Here is a 14,835-nt window from a genome sequence, read left to right as displayed (position 1 = left end):
CACACCTAGCGTATGAATATTCAAGGCAAGCATTAAAAATTTATATTTTAGGAATATAGATAACAAATAAGGCATATGAAAGAAAATAGCAAGTCAAAGATGTTAGTATATTTTGCCATGGACAAGGAAACAGGTTCCGCTGATAGTTGTTCTATCAAAGGGTTCTGTTGACGCAGTATGACGCAAAATATACTAACATACTAACTTGTTATTTTTTTGAATATGCCTAAGGTGATGGCCTAAATTGCCACCACCTTATTTTTTCTTTTATTTTGCCTTTTGAATAGTCAGCTAACTTAAATAACTTTTCTAAACTTACCCAATGTAAATATATAAAACATCCCATAAATTACAATGAATGTTGCAATGCTTATAGATATAGGCAATACTAAGTTACATTCCATCAATTTGCTTAATATCACTATACCAAATGAACTGTGAATTACACCTACAAGCAAAGGCAGGATGAAATATACCGCAGTTTGCTTTGAAATAGCCCTTTTCAGTTCTTTTTCTGTCATTCCAATTTTTAATAAAATTTTATATTTTTCCTTGTCCATATAAGCTTCACTTAAAATTTTAAAATGAATAATGCTTCCTGTAGCTACTACAAAAACTAATGCTAAAAAACATCCCATAAAGAAAATAACTCCATAAGGTTCATAACCAGATCTATATTTTTGAGCATAGGAATATAAGTTATTGTCTAAAACTCTTATAGTTCCTAACTTTGCAGACAAATCTAATGTGTTTTTCTGATCATTTACTATAATCCCGTAAAATTTGCTTTCCTTAAAATTGCTCTTTATATTTTCATAATCTTTATCATTTACGATTAAACAAGGATCATTTTTTATTCCACCAAATAAAGGTGTTTTTAAATCCATTTTTACATTATATTTTAAATTGTTAATCTCAATGTTTTGTATTTTATTTGCTTGTACAAGGGTTTTAGGTCTTTGTACATAAATTACCTCACCACTTCTAAGTTCTGATTTTTCTAAAATATCTTCTGCATCTTTAGCCTTTAAATCTTTTGTTATCTTTTTAAAATCAGAAGCTTTAACTACCATAAATTCATCACCTGAGAAATTCTCATCAGTTTTGAACTTATTTACAAAAATAAAATTTGCTTTTTCCTTTAATAAAATATTGTGATTTGATGAAGTAATATAATTATTAACTTTAGGTTCAATTTCATCTCCTGTATTTCCATCTAATACATAAGTAAAAGAATAAGGAAGGTCTAATTCTATTTTTGTATTATATTTAATTGAAGTTGCTGTTCCTAAAGCTGTAATTGCTGATGCAATCAAAATAGCAATAGTTGCAAGGGTTTTATAATTTCCTTTAATTCTAAAAACAATATTGGATATGCTTACAACGTTTGTACCATTATATAAAATTTGTTTTTTATCTAAAAGATATCTCATTATCATTGAAAAGAAAGAACCAAAAAGCCAGTAAGTTGCAAAAATAACCATTATAGTTATAACAGGAACGCTTGCAATTACCGTTAATTTGGGCAAGCCTATACACATACCATATGCTATTAAAATTATTATGATTGAAGCTGCTGCTTTAAATTTACTTAACTTAGGAAGTCCTTCCTGCTGTTTTGAAGCATTAAATAAATCTATTAATTTACTTCTTACTATATTAAAATAACCTAAAACTGAAATTATAAAAAATATAACTAAAAATGTAATAATTGTTTCAATCAATGCATGTACTGATATAAAAAAGTTTATTTTCACATCTAAAAAGGCAACTTTACATAAAAGCATTATAAATAGTTTTGAAAATAATATTCCAACGAAACTGCCAATGACTATAGCTAGAACTCCTTGTAAAAATCCTTCTAAGGCATAAATTAATCCTATTTTATAATTATCAATGCCCATAAAAGCATAAATTCCTATTTCCTTTTTCTTTTGCTTTAGGAAAAAGGAATTTGAATACCAAATGAAAAATATTAAAAATACAAGAAGTAACACTGCTGTTGAAGTTGATGCTGACCTAACAATATTCATAATCTGATTAAGCTGAACAATTTGTGGATTATCATTTAAAGCTATAAAATTATAATAAACTGCCACAGAAAAAATCATTGCCATAAGGTTTAAAGCATAAGTTTTTATATTATGTTTAAAATTATTGTAAGCTATACTAAAGGAGTTCATTAACTGCACCTCCCAAAGCGGCTAGCATTTCAATTATCCTTTGGAAAAATTCCTTTCTGGATTCATTTTTATCAATTCTAGCATGAATTTTTCCATCTTTTATAAATAATATTCTCTTGCAGTAACTTGCTGCAAAAGCATCATGGGTTACCATTATTACTGTTTTATTGAACTTTTCATTCATACTGCTCAAGCACTGAAGCAGCTCTGCAGAGGATTTGGAGTCTAATGCTCCTGTAGGCTCGTCTGCAAATATTACAGAAGGCTCTGTTATCAAAGCTCTTGCTGCTGCTGTTCTCTGTTTTTGTCCTCCTGAAAGCTCATATGGATAATTTTTTAAATGTTTATCAATTCCAAAAAACTCACTTAATTGTTTAACCTTATTTTGTATTTCTTTATGATTTACCTTGGATAATGCTAAAGGCAGTGCTATATTGTCTTCTACAGTCATAGTATCCAGCAAATTAAAATCTTGAAAAATAAAACCTATCTTATCCCTTCTAAATAATGACAGCTCTTTATTTTTTAATTGGGTTATATCCTTACCATTAAATATAATATTTCCCGTGGTTGGTACATCTATAGTTGAAAGTAAATTTAACAAGGTAGTTTTACCTGCTCCAGAAGGACCCATGATCCCTAAGAATTCACCTTCCTCTACCTTAAGATTAATACCATGAAGTGCTGTAAAAGCCACTGCTTTTGAACCATATATTTTTCCTAAATCTTTAGTTTCTATTACTGTACTCATTTTATCTACTCCTTTTAATTAAAACTAGTTGTTTCAACTCAACTTTCGCAACTTAAAAATTGCAGTGCAACCTTTTCAGAGGACAGAGGACAATTGACAGAGGACAGTGAAGGATGATTTTTCTCCGCTGTGCTGCGAAAAATCTTTAATTTTAAAAAAACTCACGTTTTTTGTTTTTAAGAAATATTTTCTAAGAAAGCAAAATTATCTAAAAATCATAAATTTTAGTTTCCTACCTAAGCGATGTTTTGCTTTAGCAAAACAAGCTTAAAAAATAAATTAGTTTTCCGACGTAAGGAGGAAAACTCACCTTCATTGTCCTCTGTCCTCTGTCAAATGTCCTCTCAAAAAAAGTTGTGCCACATTATACCCTTATTATCCCAAAATCTTGTATATGCAAAGTTTCACTTTTTAATTATATACTCCATCACAGGATCAACATTATCTATATAATCCTTTATTGATGGTGTTATTTCTTTATCTGGATTAAATGTAGAATCGTCCTTATCATAATTATTAAATTGCTTTGTTGAATACTTGATAGTTAATCCCGAATTTGGAAGCTTAAATTTTTTAACTTCACCATAATGATTAGGTTTTCCTGATGTAGGTTCACCAACAAAAATTGCTTTAGTATTTTTCTTTAAATCTATAACATTTAATACTGCAGATGAAAAAGTATTTCTACCTGTAATAACATAAAGCTTTCCATTTTCATTTAGCTTGCTCTTTGATATTTCCTTAACGAAATCATTGATTATTGTTGAAATTCCTCCTCCATTATTCCTCAAGTCTATAACAAGCTTTTGCACGTCTTCTTTATTAATTACATCCATAAGCTCTTTAGAAAATTGCTTAAAGCTTTTTTCCTGCATTTCAGAGCATTTATTATAGCTAAAATAAACTGTTTTACTGTCTTTTAAATATTTATACCAATAAGCTTTATCTTGATTTTTCATGTACAAAGGAATATTATCTCCTTCTTTTCCTTTGCCAATTACAGCTTTAAATACTGTATCACCACTTAATGGTTTTAAATTCACATCTACTGTTTTTCCATTACTGTCTTCAAATGTAAATTTACAACTATCCATATTTTCTATGATATTAAGTCCATGAAGTACTGATGGCATTGCAATATAATAACCTATCTGACTCTTTATGCCCTGTTCATTATCATGAGAAATTACCTGTGAAACACTTTTAATTACATCTTCTATAGGTTTATCATTAATTTTTACCAACTTCTTGTACTTGATTTCGCTATACTCCTCTGTTGTATTAATAACATAAATGCCATCATTAAACCAATACAAATCTAATGGGAACATTTTTTCTGAACTTATGTTAGCACCTGTATGACCATCTCCAATAGAAGTCATTATTTTGTTTATACCCATTTGAATTTGATCATCATTCATTTTATTTAAAGACTGCTTTAAACCTTCAATTTCACTGTTAAACTGCTCCTTACTCAATTTAAAGAATAGGTTCTTATGTTTTTTAGGAAGTTCTTCCTTAAGATAGTCCAAATCCTTCTGCCAAGCTTCTACCCTATTTCCACTTTTACAAACATACTTACTGCTGTTATCACACCCTGAAAAAGCAAACATTATACCTATCATTAATACAACTGCTATTCTCCTTTTTATTTTAAGCATAAGCTTATTTTCCTCCTTGCAATATACTTTAAAGGGCCCTTCTTAATCCTATGTATTAATTTTAATCTTTTTATTCTTTCTTCTCCATCACATTACATGACATTTTAAAGTGCTATGTGATATTTTCGTAACATTAAATACTCAACTTTCGCACATACAAAATTTTAACTTAATATAATAAGCATTTTTAGAGAACAGAGGACAATTACTTCGCATTTTTTTAAACTGCAAAAGTTGAGTTAAATATTTTTAATCAAAAAAAGCATGAGCATTAAACTCATACCTTAAAATAATCAGATAATTTATAAAAGGTTATAATAAATTCTGTATATTTTCCAGCTTGTGAAACGGCTTTTATATCATGATTCAGTTTTTCAGCCATTTTTTTAGAGAAATATAATCCCATTCCTGTTGATTTTCCATTCTTTCTTCCATTACTTCCTGTAAAACCTTTATCAAATACCCTGTATATGTCTTTAGGCAATATTCCTATTCCATTATCTCTTACACATAATCTTATGGCCTTTTCATCTTCTTCACAATAAATTTCCACTATTCCATTTTCACCTACATATTTGCAAGCATTGTTTAAAACTTGCTCTAATATATAAGAAAGCCACTTTTTATCTGTTAACACGTTAAATTGTAATTCCTTTAGTCTTAAATCTATCCTTTTGGAAATGAAAAAAAATGCATTCTTTTTAACAGCTTCATTTACTACTTGCTTTATATTTACTTCATTTATTAAAAGATCCTGTGAGTAACTAGATGCTCTGCCTGCATAAAGTACCTGTTCAACTAAAAACTTTATTCTTGCAAGTTCACCTCTTAAACTTTCAGAAATATCACTATTTGTATCAATAGTATCTTCTAACTTGTCCGATATCAATTCACATACTGAAATAGGAATCTTTATTTCATGAACCCATTTTGTTATATATTCATTTAACTCATCAAGTTCTTCTTTTAACTCATTTACATTTTCATAAAGCTCCTTGTTTTTTAATTTTACTGTATCTTTAATAAGCTTTGCTTCAAAACCATCCTCTTTAGGAATTAATAAATCTATGTTTTTCTCCTGCATCAATCCTTCATAAAAATCTTTATAGCCTTCTTTCCACTTTCTATATCTAAATGTCAAAAAGAATATAGAAACACAAAAAACCAAAATATTCATGTATATAACGTCATACATAATCTTTGAAAATTCTGTGGTTCCTATTAATACTAAATTAACTATTGTGATTATAATGATAAAATGTATAATTGCCCATATAGACTTTTTCAAATATACTTTTAAACTCATAATATTACATATCCTTGTCCTTTTTTAGTTTCTATAAAATCCTTAATACCTATGTCCTCTAGCCTTTTTCTAAGCCTATTTACATTTACAGTTAACGTATTGTCATTAATAAAAGTATCATCATCCCACAAAATTCTCATAATCCTATCTCGTGAGATTATCTTTCCTATATTTTTCATCAAAAGAAGCAGTATTTTCAATTCATTTTTTGTTAATTCTATTTTGTTTTCATTATAAGATAAGGTGCTGTTATTTATATTTAAAATAACTCCCCTGCACTCAAGTACATCTCCTAAATTTTCTCCATAAGAATATGTTCGTCTAAGCATGGCATGAAGCTTAGTCACCAATATATCTATAGAAAATGGCTTTGTGACAAAATCGTCTCCGCCCATTTGTACTGCCATTATTATATCCATATTTGTATTTCTTGAAGATAAAAATATGATTGGTACCTTTGATATTTCTCTTATTTTTTGACACCAGTAAAATCCATCAAAACATGGCAAATTTATATCCATGATAACTAGCTCAGGTTTATTTTGTACAAATTCATTAAGTATATCTTCAAAGTTTTTAACTGTAACAGGATTAAAGCCCCACTTTAAAAGAGCTTCTTGTATTTCTTTGCAAAGTTTTAAATCATCCTCTACTGTCATTATTTTATACATACTTTCACCTCAACGTTACAAATATTGCATTTTTCTAATTGTATTATAGCTTATAATTAATTATTTAAAATTATAAAAATATCTTTATGGATTTCTGCAAATATTACTGCCACTATGCAACTCACATAAGAAAAGGCATAGCAAAACGTCATACCTTTTCTATAAACTCTGTGTGGCTACTTTAGCATTTTATTGCATTATAGTTCTATTCAACATTAAGCCTAGAAGCTGTATTCTCAAATCTTCTAGTTTCCTATGACTCAGAAATCATTACTTCCTTACCCTTAAACACAATAGCAAGCTTTATTATATCTTTGACTCCACAATTTATAAGTTCCTCACCATATTTCATATTATCTATTTGCTTTAATGCTTCTACTTTTCCCTGTTCTATTGTTTCCTTTGACAGAATATTTATTTTCTTAAATTCAATAATAATTCCTGGCTTTGAAATATCCTTTGGAATTATCATTACATCATACCTTCCAAAACCGCTTTCTTTATTTGACTTCACCTTGTGAGTGTTTGAAATAGAAACAAACATTCCAAGTACAAAAGCGTGGTACACTTTCTCTGGCTCTTTTCCTGATATGTCAAAATAGCTCAAATTATTTATTACAAATTCCTGAAAAGCATAGCCAAAGTTTTCTATGTCGCCAGTGACTAAATTACTTAACATTTCTTCATACTTTTGATTAGTCATAGCTTCCTGAAACCATTTTACTATTAAATTCTTATAAAAAATCAATACTTCTTTATTGGGGATTTTAAGTTCACAATTTAAAATTCCTTCTATATTCTCTGTCTTTACAGCCTTCAAATATCCGCTCAAAAGTAAAAAGCTCCATATATTTTGGTTGGAATCTTCAACCTCTGCCATGACTATAGTATCATCAATTACCTTATTTATGGATTTTCCTTCAATAAGATATTCCAGATCTAATTTTATTTCTTTATCTCCTTTTAATAGAAGCCTTTTTATAAGATCATTGCTGCTGCTGTTAATCCAGTATGGCATAAAACCTTCTCTTATATTTTTTAAATAATTTAAAACTGACCATGGATTATACATTACTTCTCCAGCAAAAACATAACCATTGTACCATTTCTTTATGTTTTTCATATCTTCTACTACATTATAATAATTAGCTAGTTCTTCCACTTCTTTTTCTGTAAAGCCAAATTTATCATTAAAATTATATCTTAAAACAGTATTTACTTCTAAATTATTTAATCCTGAAAAAATACTTTCCTTTGCAACCCTAAGGATACCTGTTATCAAAGACTTTTCAACGTATGGATTATCTTTTAAGGCCGCTGTTAATAAATTTCTTATTAAAACTATCATTTCATTGTAGTATCCTCTAAGATATCCTTCTTGTATTGGCACATCATATTCATCTATAAAAAGCATAACCTTTCTTCCATAATGCTTATTCATATAACCCATAAGAGAACTAATACCATTGCATAAAGAGGCTATTGAAGCTCTTCTCTCTATCATTTCTATATATTCTTTCTTATCTATTTCAGATAATTTATCACTTTGTAGCAAATAGTCATGTTCCTTATACAAGCTAGATAAAAGGAACTCAATACCATCTTTAAAATCTTCATAAGAAATATATTTTTCATTTTTAAAAGTAATGAAGATAACAGGATATTCGCCCCGAAGCTTCATTATTTCCTTTTCCTTTTCTATTTTTAAACCTTTAAATAAATTTTTAGTTTCTTCCTTAGTTCTTATGTCAAAAAAATATTTAAGCATACTTAAATTTAATGTCTTTCCAAACCTTCTAGGTCTTGGTGTCAATATTATATCTGCTCCATTTTCTATAAATTCCTTTATCAATAAGCTTTTATCTACAAAGTAGTTATTACCTTCTATTAACTTTTTAAAATCTGATGTTCCTATTTGTATTGTCTTCATTAATGCACCTTCTTTCCTTATAAGAGATCCGATCATTTTCTTAATTGTATTATAGCCTATAATTTAAGTATTTAAAATTATAAAATTGATTTATCAAACTTATTTGTGCTAAACTTGTCTAGAAAAGAGGTGCATTTAAAATAAAAAAACTACTAAAAGTTGTTGGAGCTGTCATAGAAAATGAAAATAATGAAATACTGTGTGCTCTTCGTTCTCCAAACATGTCCATTCCAAATATGTGGGAATTCCCTGGTGGAAAAGTTGAAAAAGGTGAGAACTTAAAGCAAGCTATAGAAAGAGAAATAAGAGAAGAATTGGATTGTAATATCAAAGCTGTTGATGTTTTTAATGAAAACACCCATGAATATGATAACTTCATAGTAAACTTGATTACTGTAAAATGTAAATTGGCATCTGGCAAACCCACTGCTAATGAACATTCTAAACTTATATGGTTAAAAAGAGAAAATTTGCTTTCTTTAAAGTGGGCTCCCGCAGATATTCCTGCTGCTGTGAAGCTGGCAGAAGAAAAGGCATAGCAAAACTGTTATACCTTTTCTGAACTTTTTACTAAAAAATTCTGCTTTAAATCACCTTTTGACTTAAACTTATAATTTATTAATTTTTGAAATTCTATCCTTAAACTTCAGTTTTAGCATAGGATATACATTCTTTAAAAAAGAACCTCTTTCTTTTTCAAATACATGAATTACTATTTCTTCATCAGTATCCCATTCTTCATATGTATACATCAAATAATAAGAGTAATCATATATATTATCATCCTTTGTAATAATACAACTAAATCCACTAGAAAAGTATTTAAGCCAATTAATTATATCTTCTTCTCCATCTAGTTTTACCCACAGATCTCTAATAAAACTAAGATCTTCTTCAGAGTTTAGTCGCTCATTATAAGGAAAATTCCACTCATTAGAGGTTATTACTAATTTTTGATTAACAAAATCCTGAGTTTCCTTAGAATAATCTGTTAGCTTACAAAGCATCGACCTGTCATACAAAATATCAGCTATAGAGTTTTTTACATTCTCATCCATATTGTCTAATGGAGTTTGTCTAAAGTTTATTAATAAACTTTCTTTAATAGCTTCTATATTTTCAATATCCTTCTCATTATTTGATTTATAATAATTATATAAAAATTCTCTAACAGGATTACTTAAATATCCACTCCTATCAGGGCACTGGCTATCATAAAAAACTTTAAATTCATAATTACGCATTTCCTCTTTGTCTGGATCTAAATCTTTATCATATTCCGTATACCTAAAAAATACACTGCTATTACTAAAAAATAAACTTATCATATCTTTTATAATATCATTCTGTTTCAAATAAAAATCTTCATTTGAAACGAAGTGATTTAATTTAAATATCAAATCCTCATTATACTCATCTTGAATAACTCTAATATAAAGCATTTGTCACCATCCTAATTTACCCATCATACTCAACTAAAGCATTCTTTAAATTTCTAACTCCCCCTCTAGGATTTTCTACATCTCCCTTATATCTAGGGATCATATGAACATGTAAATGCTTTATTGTCTGCCCAGCATAATAACCAACGTTAACTCCTACATTATATCCTGCTGGTTCATACTGAATATCTAACATTTCCTTAACTTCATGCATAAGGCTGTATATAGCTTTTATTTCTTCCTCTGAAGCTTCAAATAAAAATGGGAAATGCCTTTTTGGTATTATCAAGGTATGACCTTCATTTACAGGAAATTTATCCATTATTGCAAAAGCAAGCTTATTTTCTGCTATTATTTCTGATTTGTTATAGTTACAAAATATACAATCTGTCATTTTAATTCTCTCCTCTTAATTTACAAACATTTATTTTAATACTTAAAGTAGCTATTGTACTTAAAACAATAGCTGTTTTTATTTATTTTTATTAAACATAGTTCTAATTCCTAAGCCTTCTGGTCCATCATATCTAATATATTTAGTTATATTTTTTGTCTTATTTGTCATTTGTATAGCCTTATTAGGGCAAAAGTTATAACATCTCATACATATTATACATCTATTCTCAAAGACAATTTTATCATCCTTGAAAATTATATTATTAGTAGGACAGCTTTTTATACACCATTTGCATCTTGTGCATTTTTCATCTGAGCTAAAACCCTTAAAATTCAGTTCTTCATGTACCTTCCCAATGCTTCTTTGTAACACTCCAAATAGTCTTCCAAATAAATCATTTCCTCTCATATCTTTACTTCTGTTATCAATTTTTTTAACTATATCTTCGATTTGATTATCTATTTTTATTAATCTTTTATTTATTTCTTGCTTTTTAGTTACTTTAAGAGGACAAAGAATTGGTAAATGAAGATTATTTCCAACAATTATGTTTCTATATAAAAAAGGTATATATCCCTTTCTTTCTAACCTTTTACCTTCAAAAGATAATACATCTCCAGCCATATATCCTGATGTAACAATTCCAAATAAAGGTGTAGCATTTTTATTTGGAAGTTTATCTAAAAAACTTGAAAATACCTTTGGTGCATAAGATGAATGAATAGGAAATGCAATTCCAAGCACATCAAAATCATGGTCAATACTTTTACATTCTTCACAACTACTTAAATTAACTTCATTTCCTGATAACCTTAACTTTTCTGCAATTTTATTTACTATAAATGCAGTATTTCCTGTTCCACTAAAGTAATAAATTTGTATTCTGCTCATATCTTTTGTTCTCCAATTAACCTTTACTATTATTTTTCAAGTATGTACAAATATCCATTTTTCATTTTTCTAGGTATGTCCCCTTTAAATCCTAATAGTTTCAATTCATTAATCAATGTTATTAAGAAAAATCCGTGAGATACTATTAATATATTTTCATCAGTATTTAAGTCTAATTTACTTAAAAATTCTTTTGCTCTTTTTCTTGTATAGGTTGCTGTTTCTAATTGTGAAACATGGTCTAACTTCCATGCAATTCTAGAAGAAATACTCCATAAAAAACTAGGTATTCTTAACCCTGATTTTTTAATCGGATACATTTTTACTTCTCTTAATAAATCCGTTATTTCTAATGTTTTATTATAAATACTCTTTGCTGTTATTATAGCTCTTTTTAAATCACTACAATAACATTTATTCCATTGAATATCCTTTAAATAAATTTTATTTTCTATAACTGGCGAATTATCATAGCTTTTAACATACTCTTCAAAATCACTAGAATTCATCATTATCTTAAGCTTATAATCAACCTTAAAATGTCGTACTATGCCAATTTTCATCTTAACCTCCATTTAGGGGACTATTGTCTATATATTCCTAATAACCAAATTTAATTGTTTTTCACTACAATATTTACAATTATATCATATAATACTTTAGATTTTATTATCAATAAAAATATAAAAAGGATAACGTTTTTCCACCATTATCCTTAATTAATACTATGATATATATTTGATTTTTACTTTTATTTTGCATTCAAGAAACTTCATTTCGTAATTAAACCATTACTTCAAATATCCCTTTTTCATTTTCTTTAATCCATTCTGCAGTATATTTTTTATTCTTATTAAAGTTAAAGGTTAAAAGATATCCTTCTTTTACCCCCTGTTCCGTCATATATTCTGCAAGCTGATGTACTCCTTTTTCTCTGTAAGCTTCACCATTCCATATTTTAAGTTCTACTATGTATTTTTTATTTCCATAAGTAATTACTACATCCATTCTTTTATTCTTTCTTGTTTGAGGTTCTACAAAACTAAAGCCTTTTCCATTTAAAATAGGCTTTAAGTATGCTAAAAATATGAGTCTGCCATTTGTTTCGTAAAAGTGTTCATCTTCTTTTCTATATTGTTCATACATAAATTCTTGAAATTTTAATAGAACTTTTTCCATATTTAGTTCTTCAGCATCTAAAACCTCGTCCTTATCTATTTGTGTAAGTTTTGATGCAGCTTCCTGAACATCCCTTTGTGCAATAAGATAATCATATATTAACATTTCAAAAATCTTATTGTTCATAATAAGCCTGCCAGTATCCTCTGATAGTATTCCGTACATCAATGCTTTTTCATAAGCAAAAGGACTATAAGGAATTTGCTTTCCTTCTACTAATATCTGATAAACTACAGTTTTTATTTCATTATAGTTTTCAATATTCTTAATAACATCATCAAAAAGAGTATTATGTTCATTTAATGCCATTTTTATGGATTTTTTAAGTCCTTTTAATGTCCAATCCCTTTCAAGGTATTCATCAACATTTTTACAAAGTCTACTTACAAGATAAGGATATCCACTAGTAAAATTTCTTATCTCACCAGATAAAAGCTCTACATCCATATCTATTTTAGTCTCATTTACATACTCATTAAGCATTGTTTTTATTTCTTCTTGAGAAAAAGACATATCTACTTTAAAATCTGCTGCTATATTCCAGGGAGAATTAAAAACTCTATCCTTCTCTTCTCTAATCTGAAGCTTAATATTTTTGATATCATTTACTCCACCTAATATAACACTTTTAAAAGTTATATCCTCTTTTGAAGCCATAGCTAAATATTTATTTCTAAGCACTCCTAAGAACTGCATAAATACTCTATTGCCACTACTTTTATCCACCTCATCTATGATTAAAACCATATCATTATTATATTTATCAATCATATCAGTAATATTTTCAGACAAATCATTAAAATTTCTTGTTTTCTCCCCATAACTTTTTAATTTCTCATATAACTCTTTATTAGTAAATCTAACACTTCTAGCAAATATATTGAATATAATCTCACAAAACTTCTCTTCAGTTTGAAAAACATCATCGCCAATACCTTCAAAACTTGTCTTAATTACAATATATTTTTTGCTTAATTCTTCTACTAATTGATTAAAGACAGTAGTTTTACCAAACTGTCTTGGTCTGTTTATTGTAAAATAGCGCCCTTTATTTACCATTTCAGTAATTTTTTCTACTTTACCGCTTATATCAACCATGAAATGTTTTTCAGGTATACATAAACCTGTTACATTAAATTCCTTCATTTAAATTGATCCTCCTTCATGACCATAAGCTCTATTTAAATTTCCCCTACTTGGATGTCATTTTAAATACACCATCTTTCTTCAATAACACTGTGATTACGCTATATCATTATTTTATCATAGTTCATCTTTATTTAAACCAAAATTATGATAGATTTAAGAGTTTAATTATCTTTTTATACTTGGTATAATATTGGATGGATGATTACACATTAATCGTTAACTATATCTATGCTTAAAATCTTATACAGGGCTTATGCCGCCTTGTTTTTTTACTTAGAAAGGGGCTACAAATTGGATATTATACTTGTAGAGGATAAGGATAGCAGTCTTGAGATACAAATCAAGTATCCATGCATGAATTCCCAAGTACAACAGCTTATACAAAAAATTAAGAGCCTTGATATAAAAATAGTGGTCAGTGCCAATGAAAGAAATGTCTTACTCAATATTTATGATATTTTTTATATTGAAAGTGTTGAGCGAAAAACCTTTATTTATACAAAAGATAAGGTTTTGGGAAGTAGTAAAAAACTATATGAGCTACTTGATGAATTGAAGGAATTTGGTTTTGTTCAAATAAATAAATCCTGCATTATGAATATGGATGTACTAGATAGTGTAAAAACTATCTTTAATAGCCGATTGAAAGCCACCTTAGTTAATGGAGAAAAGGTTATTATTACAAGAACTTATATTCCGAAAGTTAAAAAATGGCTGGATGGGGAGGCAAAACTCTATGAAGAGTAAAATAAAAGTTATCAGAGATTACATTATTGCAAGCCTTGCAGTAAGTATGCTTATTGTATTTTGGGTATTTTGCATCGAGGCTTTTTATTATCATTTATGGTCAAACTTTAAAGTCATCAGCTCCATAGTTGCTTACGCCTTTATAATATGTTTAGTGGAGATTATAATCAGATCAGTATTAGATAATAAACCTGTGGTTTCTTTTGCTGTAGAATACTTAGCAGTAGTACTCCTATTTTTTCTATTTGGAATAAAGTTTAACTGGTATCCAAAAGATTCAGAATGGTTTGCATTTATTTACACAATTCCTGTATATGCAGTTGGATATTTGCTGCGATTGGTAGGTGCTAGAAGAGATGCTGAATTCATTAATAAAAGATTAGAAATCAGAAAAAAGAGAATAAAACATCATATAGAGAGCAATAATTAAATATAAAAAAATAGTAAAGGGCTTCCATACTAGGAGTAAATATCATCATGCATTGTGTGTAAATTTCTTAGTAATGAAGCCCTTTTTGTAACTTATGA

Annotated in this window: 14 protein-coding genes; 3 read left to right on the top strand and 11 right to left on the bottom strand. The window is 28.1% G+C overall.

All coding sequences use genetic code 11. From position 1 onward, the window contains the following. Nucleotides 1–296: 296 nt before the first annotated feature. The 6 genes from HBE96_RS10220 to HBE96_RS10195 all read right to left on the bottom strand — a co-directional run bounded on the left by HBE96_RS10220 (nucleotide 297) and on the right by HBE96_RS10195 (nucleotide 8,502). A complete protein-coding gene (locus tag HBE96_RS10220; RefSeq protein ID WP_169297670.1) occupies nucleotides 297–2,183 on the bottom strand; it encodes an FtsX-like permease family protein in 1,887 nt (628 codons plus the stop codon). Continuing rightward, entirely contained in the window at nucleotides 2,170–2,934 is a 765-nt protein-coding gene (locus HBE96_RS10215) for an ABC transporter ATP-binding protein (protein WP_169297669.1), read from the bottom strand. Before HBE96_RS10215 ends, HBE96_RS10220 begins: the two co-directional genes overlap by 14 nt. Before the next feature lie 404 nt (nucleotides 2,935–3,338). After that, nucleotides 3,339–4,595, bottom strand: a complete 1,257-nt coding sequence (locus tag HBE96_RS10210) for a S41 family peptidase (RefSeq protein WP_169297668.1) — start codon at nucleotides 4,593–4,595, stop codon at nucleotides 3,339–3,341. A gap of 277 nt (nucleotides 4,596–4,872) precedes the next feature. Further along, the gene (locus tag HBE96_RS10205; protein ID WP_169297667.1) at nucleotides 4,873–5,901 is read right to left on the bottom strand and encodes a sensor histidine kinase; all 1,029 of its coding nucleotides are present in this window, start codon (nucleotides 5,899–5,901) and stop codon (nucleotides 4,873–4,875) included. Beyond that, the gene (locus tag HBE96_RS10200; protein ID WP_169297666.1) at nucleotides 5,898–6,572 is read right to left on the bottom strand and encodes a response regulator transcription factor; all 675 of its coding nucleotides are present in this window, start codon (nucleotides 6,570–6,572) and stop codon (nucleotides 5,898–5,900) included. The genes HBE96_RS10205 and HBE96_RS10200 overlap by 4 nt, the downstream gene beginning before the upstream one ends. Before the next feature lie 253 nt (nucleotides 6,573–6,825). After that, a complete protein-coding gene (locus tag HBE96_RS10195; RefSeq protein WP_206154888.1) occupies nucleotides 6,826–8,502 on the bottom strand; it encodes an AAA family ATPase in 1,677 nt (558 codons plus the stop codon). Between the two features lie 140 nt (nucleotides 8,503–8,642). Between HBE96_RS10195 and HBE96_RS10190 the strand changes: the two genes are divergently transcribed. Next, the gene (locus tag HBE96_RS10190; RefSeq protein ID WP_169297699.1) at nucleotides 8,643–9,041 is read left to right on the top strand and encodes an NUDIX domain-containing protein; all 399 of its coding nucleotides are present in this window, start codon (nucleotides 8,643–8,645) and stop codon (nucleotides 9,039–9,041) included. A 69-nt stretch (nucleotides 9,042–9,110) separates the two neighbouring features. Here HBE96_RS10190 and HBE96_RS10185 read toward each other — a convergent pair whose 3' ends face one another. The 5 genes from HBE96_RS10185 to HBE96_RS10165 all read right to left on the bottom strand — a co-directional run bounded on the left by HBE96_RS10185 (nucleotide 9,111) and on the right by HBE96_RS10165 (nucleotide 13,557). Further along, entirely contained in the window at nucleotides 9,111–9,944 is an 834-nt protein-coding gene (locus tag HBE96_RS10185; protein ID WP_169297664.1) for a hypothetical protein, read from the bottom strand. A gap of 16 nt (nucleotides 9,945–9,960) precedes the next feature. After that, nucleotides 9,961–10,338, bottom strand: a complete 378-nt coding sequence (locus tag HBE96_RS10180) for an HIT family protein (RefSeq protein WP_169297663.1) — start codon at nucleotides 10,336–10,338, stop codon at nucleotides 9,961–9,963. A gap of 78 nt (nucleotides 10,339–10,416) precedes the next feature. After that, a complete protein-coding gene (locus tag HBE96_RS10175) occupies nucleotides 10,417–11,232 on the bottom strand; it encodes an EFR1 family ferrodoxin (RefSeq protein ID WP_169297662.1) in 816 nt (271 codons plus the stop codon). A 29-nt stretch (nucleotides 11,233–11,261) separates the two neighbouring features. Continuing rightward, the gene (locus HBE96_RS10170) at nucleotides 11,262–11,795 is read right to left on the bottom strand and encodes a histidine phosphatase family protein (RefSeq protein WP_169297661.1); all 534 of its coding nucleotides are present in this window, start codon (nucleotides 11,793–11,795) and stop codon (nucleotides 11,262–11,264) included. Between the two features lie 220 nt (nucleotides 11,796–12,015). Next, nucleotides 12,016–13,557: an AAA-like domain-containing protein gene (locus HBE96_RS10165; protein WP_169297660.1), complete on the bottom strand. Its 1,542-nt coding sequence runs from the start codon at nucleotides 13,555–13,557 to the stop codon at nucleotides 12,016–12,018. Nucleotides 13,558–13,851: 294 nt separating this feature from the next. Between HBE96_RS10165 and HBE96_RS10160 the strand changes: the two genes are divergently transcribed. Both HBE96_RS10160 and HBE96_RS10155 read left to right on the top strand, forming a co-directional pair. After that, the gene (locus HBE96_RS10160; protein ID WP_169297659.1) at nucleotides 13,852–14,307 is read left to right on the top strand and encodes a LytTR family DNA-binding domain-containing protein; all 456 of its coding nucleotides are present in this window, start codon (nucleotides 13,852–13,854) and stop codon (nucleotides 14,305–14,307) included. Continuing rightward, nucleotides 14,297–14,737 carry a hypothetical protein gene (locus HBE96_RS10155; RefSeq protein ID WP_169297658.1) on the top strand — a complete coding sequence of 147 codons (441 nt, stop codon included), beginning with the start codon at nucleotides 14,297–14,299 and terminating at the stop codon, nucleotides 14,735–14,737. Before HBE96_RS10160 ends, HBE96_RS10155 begins: the two co-directional genes overlap by 11 nt. The last annotated feature ends 98 nt before the right edge of the window (nucleotides 14,738–14,835 follow it).

The organism is Clostridium muellerianum (assembly GCF_012926525.1).
Taxonomy (GTDB): domain Bacteria; phylum Bacillota; class Clostridia; order Clostridiales; family Clostridiaceae; genus Clostridium_AM; species Clostridium_AM muellerianum.
Note: the sequence above shows the minus strand (reverse complement) of the source record. Positions and strands in the feature narration are given on the sequence as shown.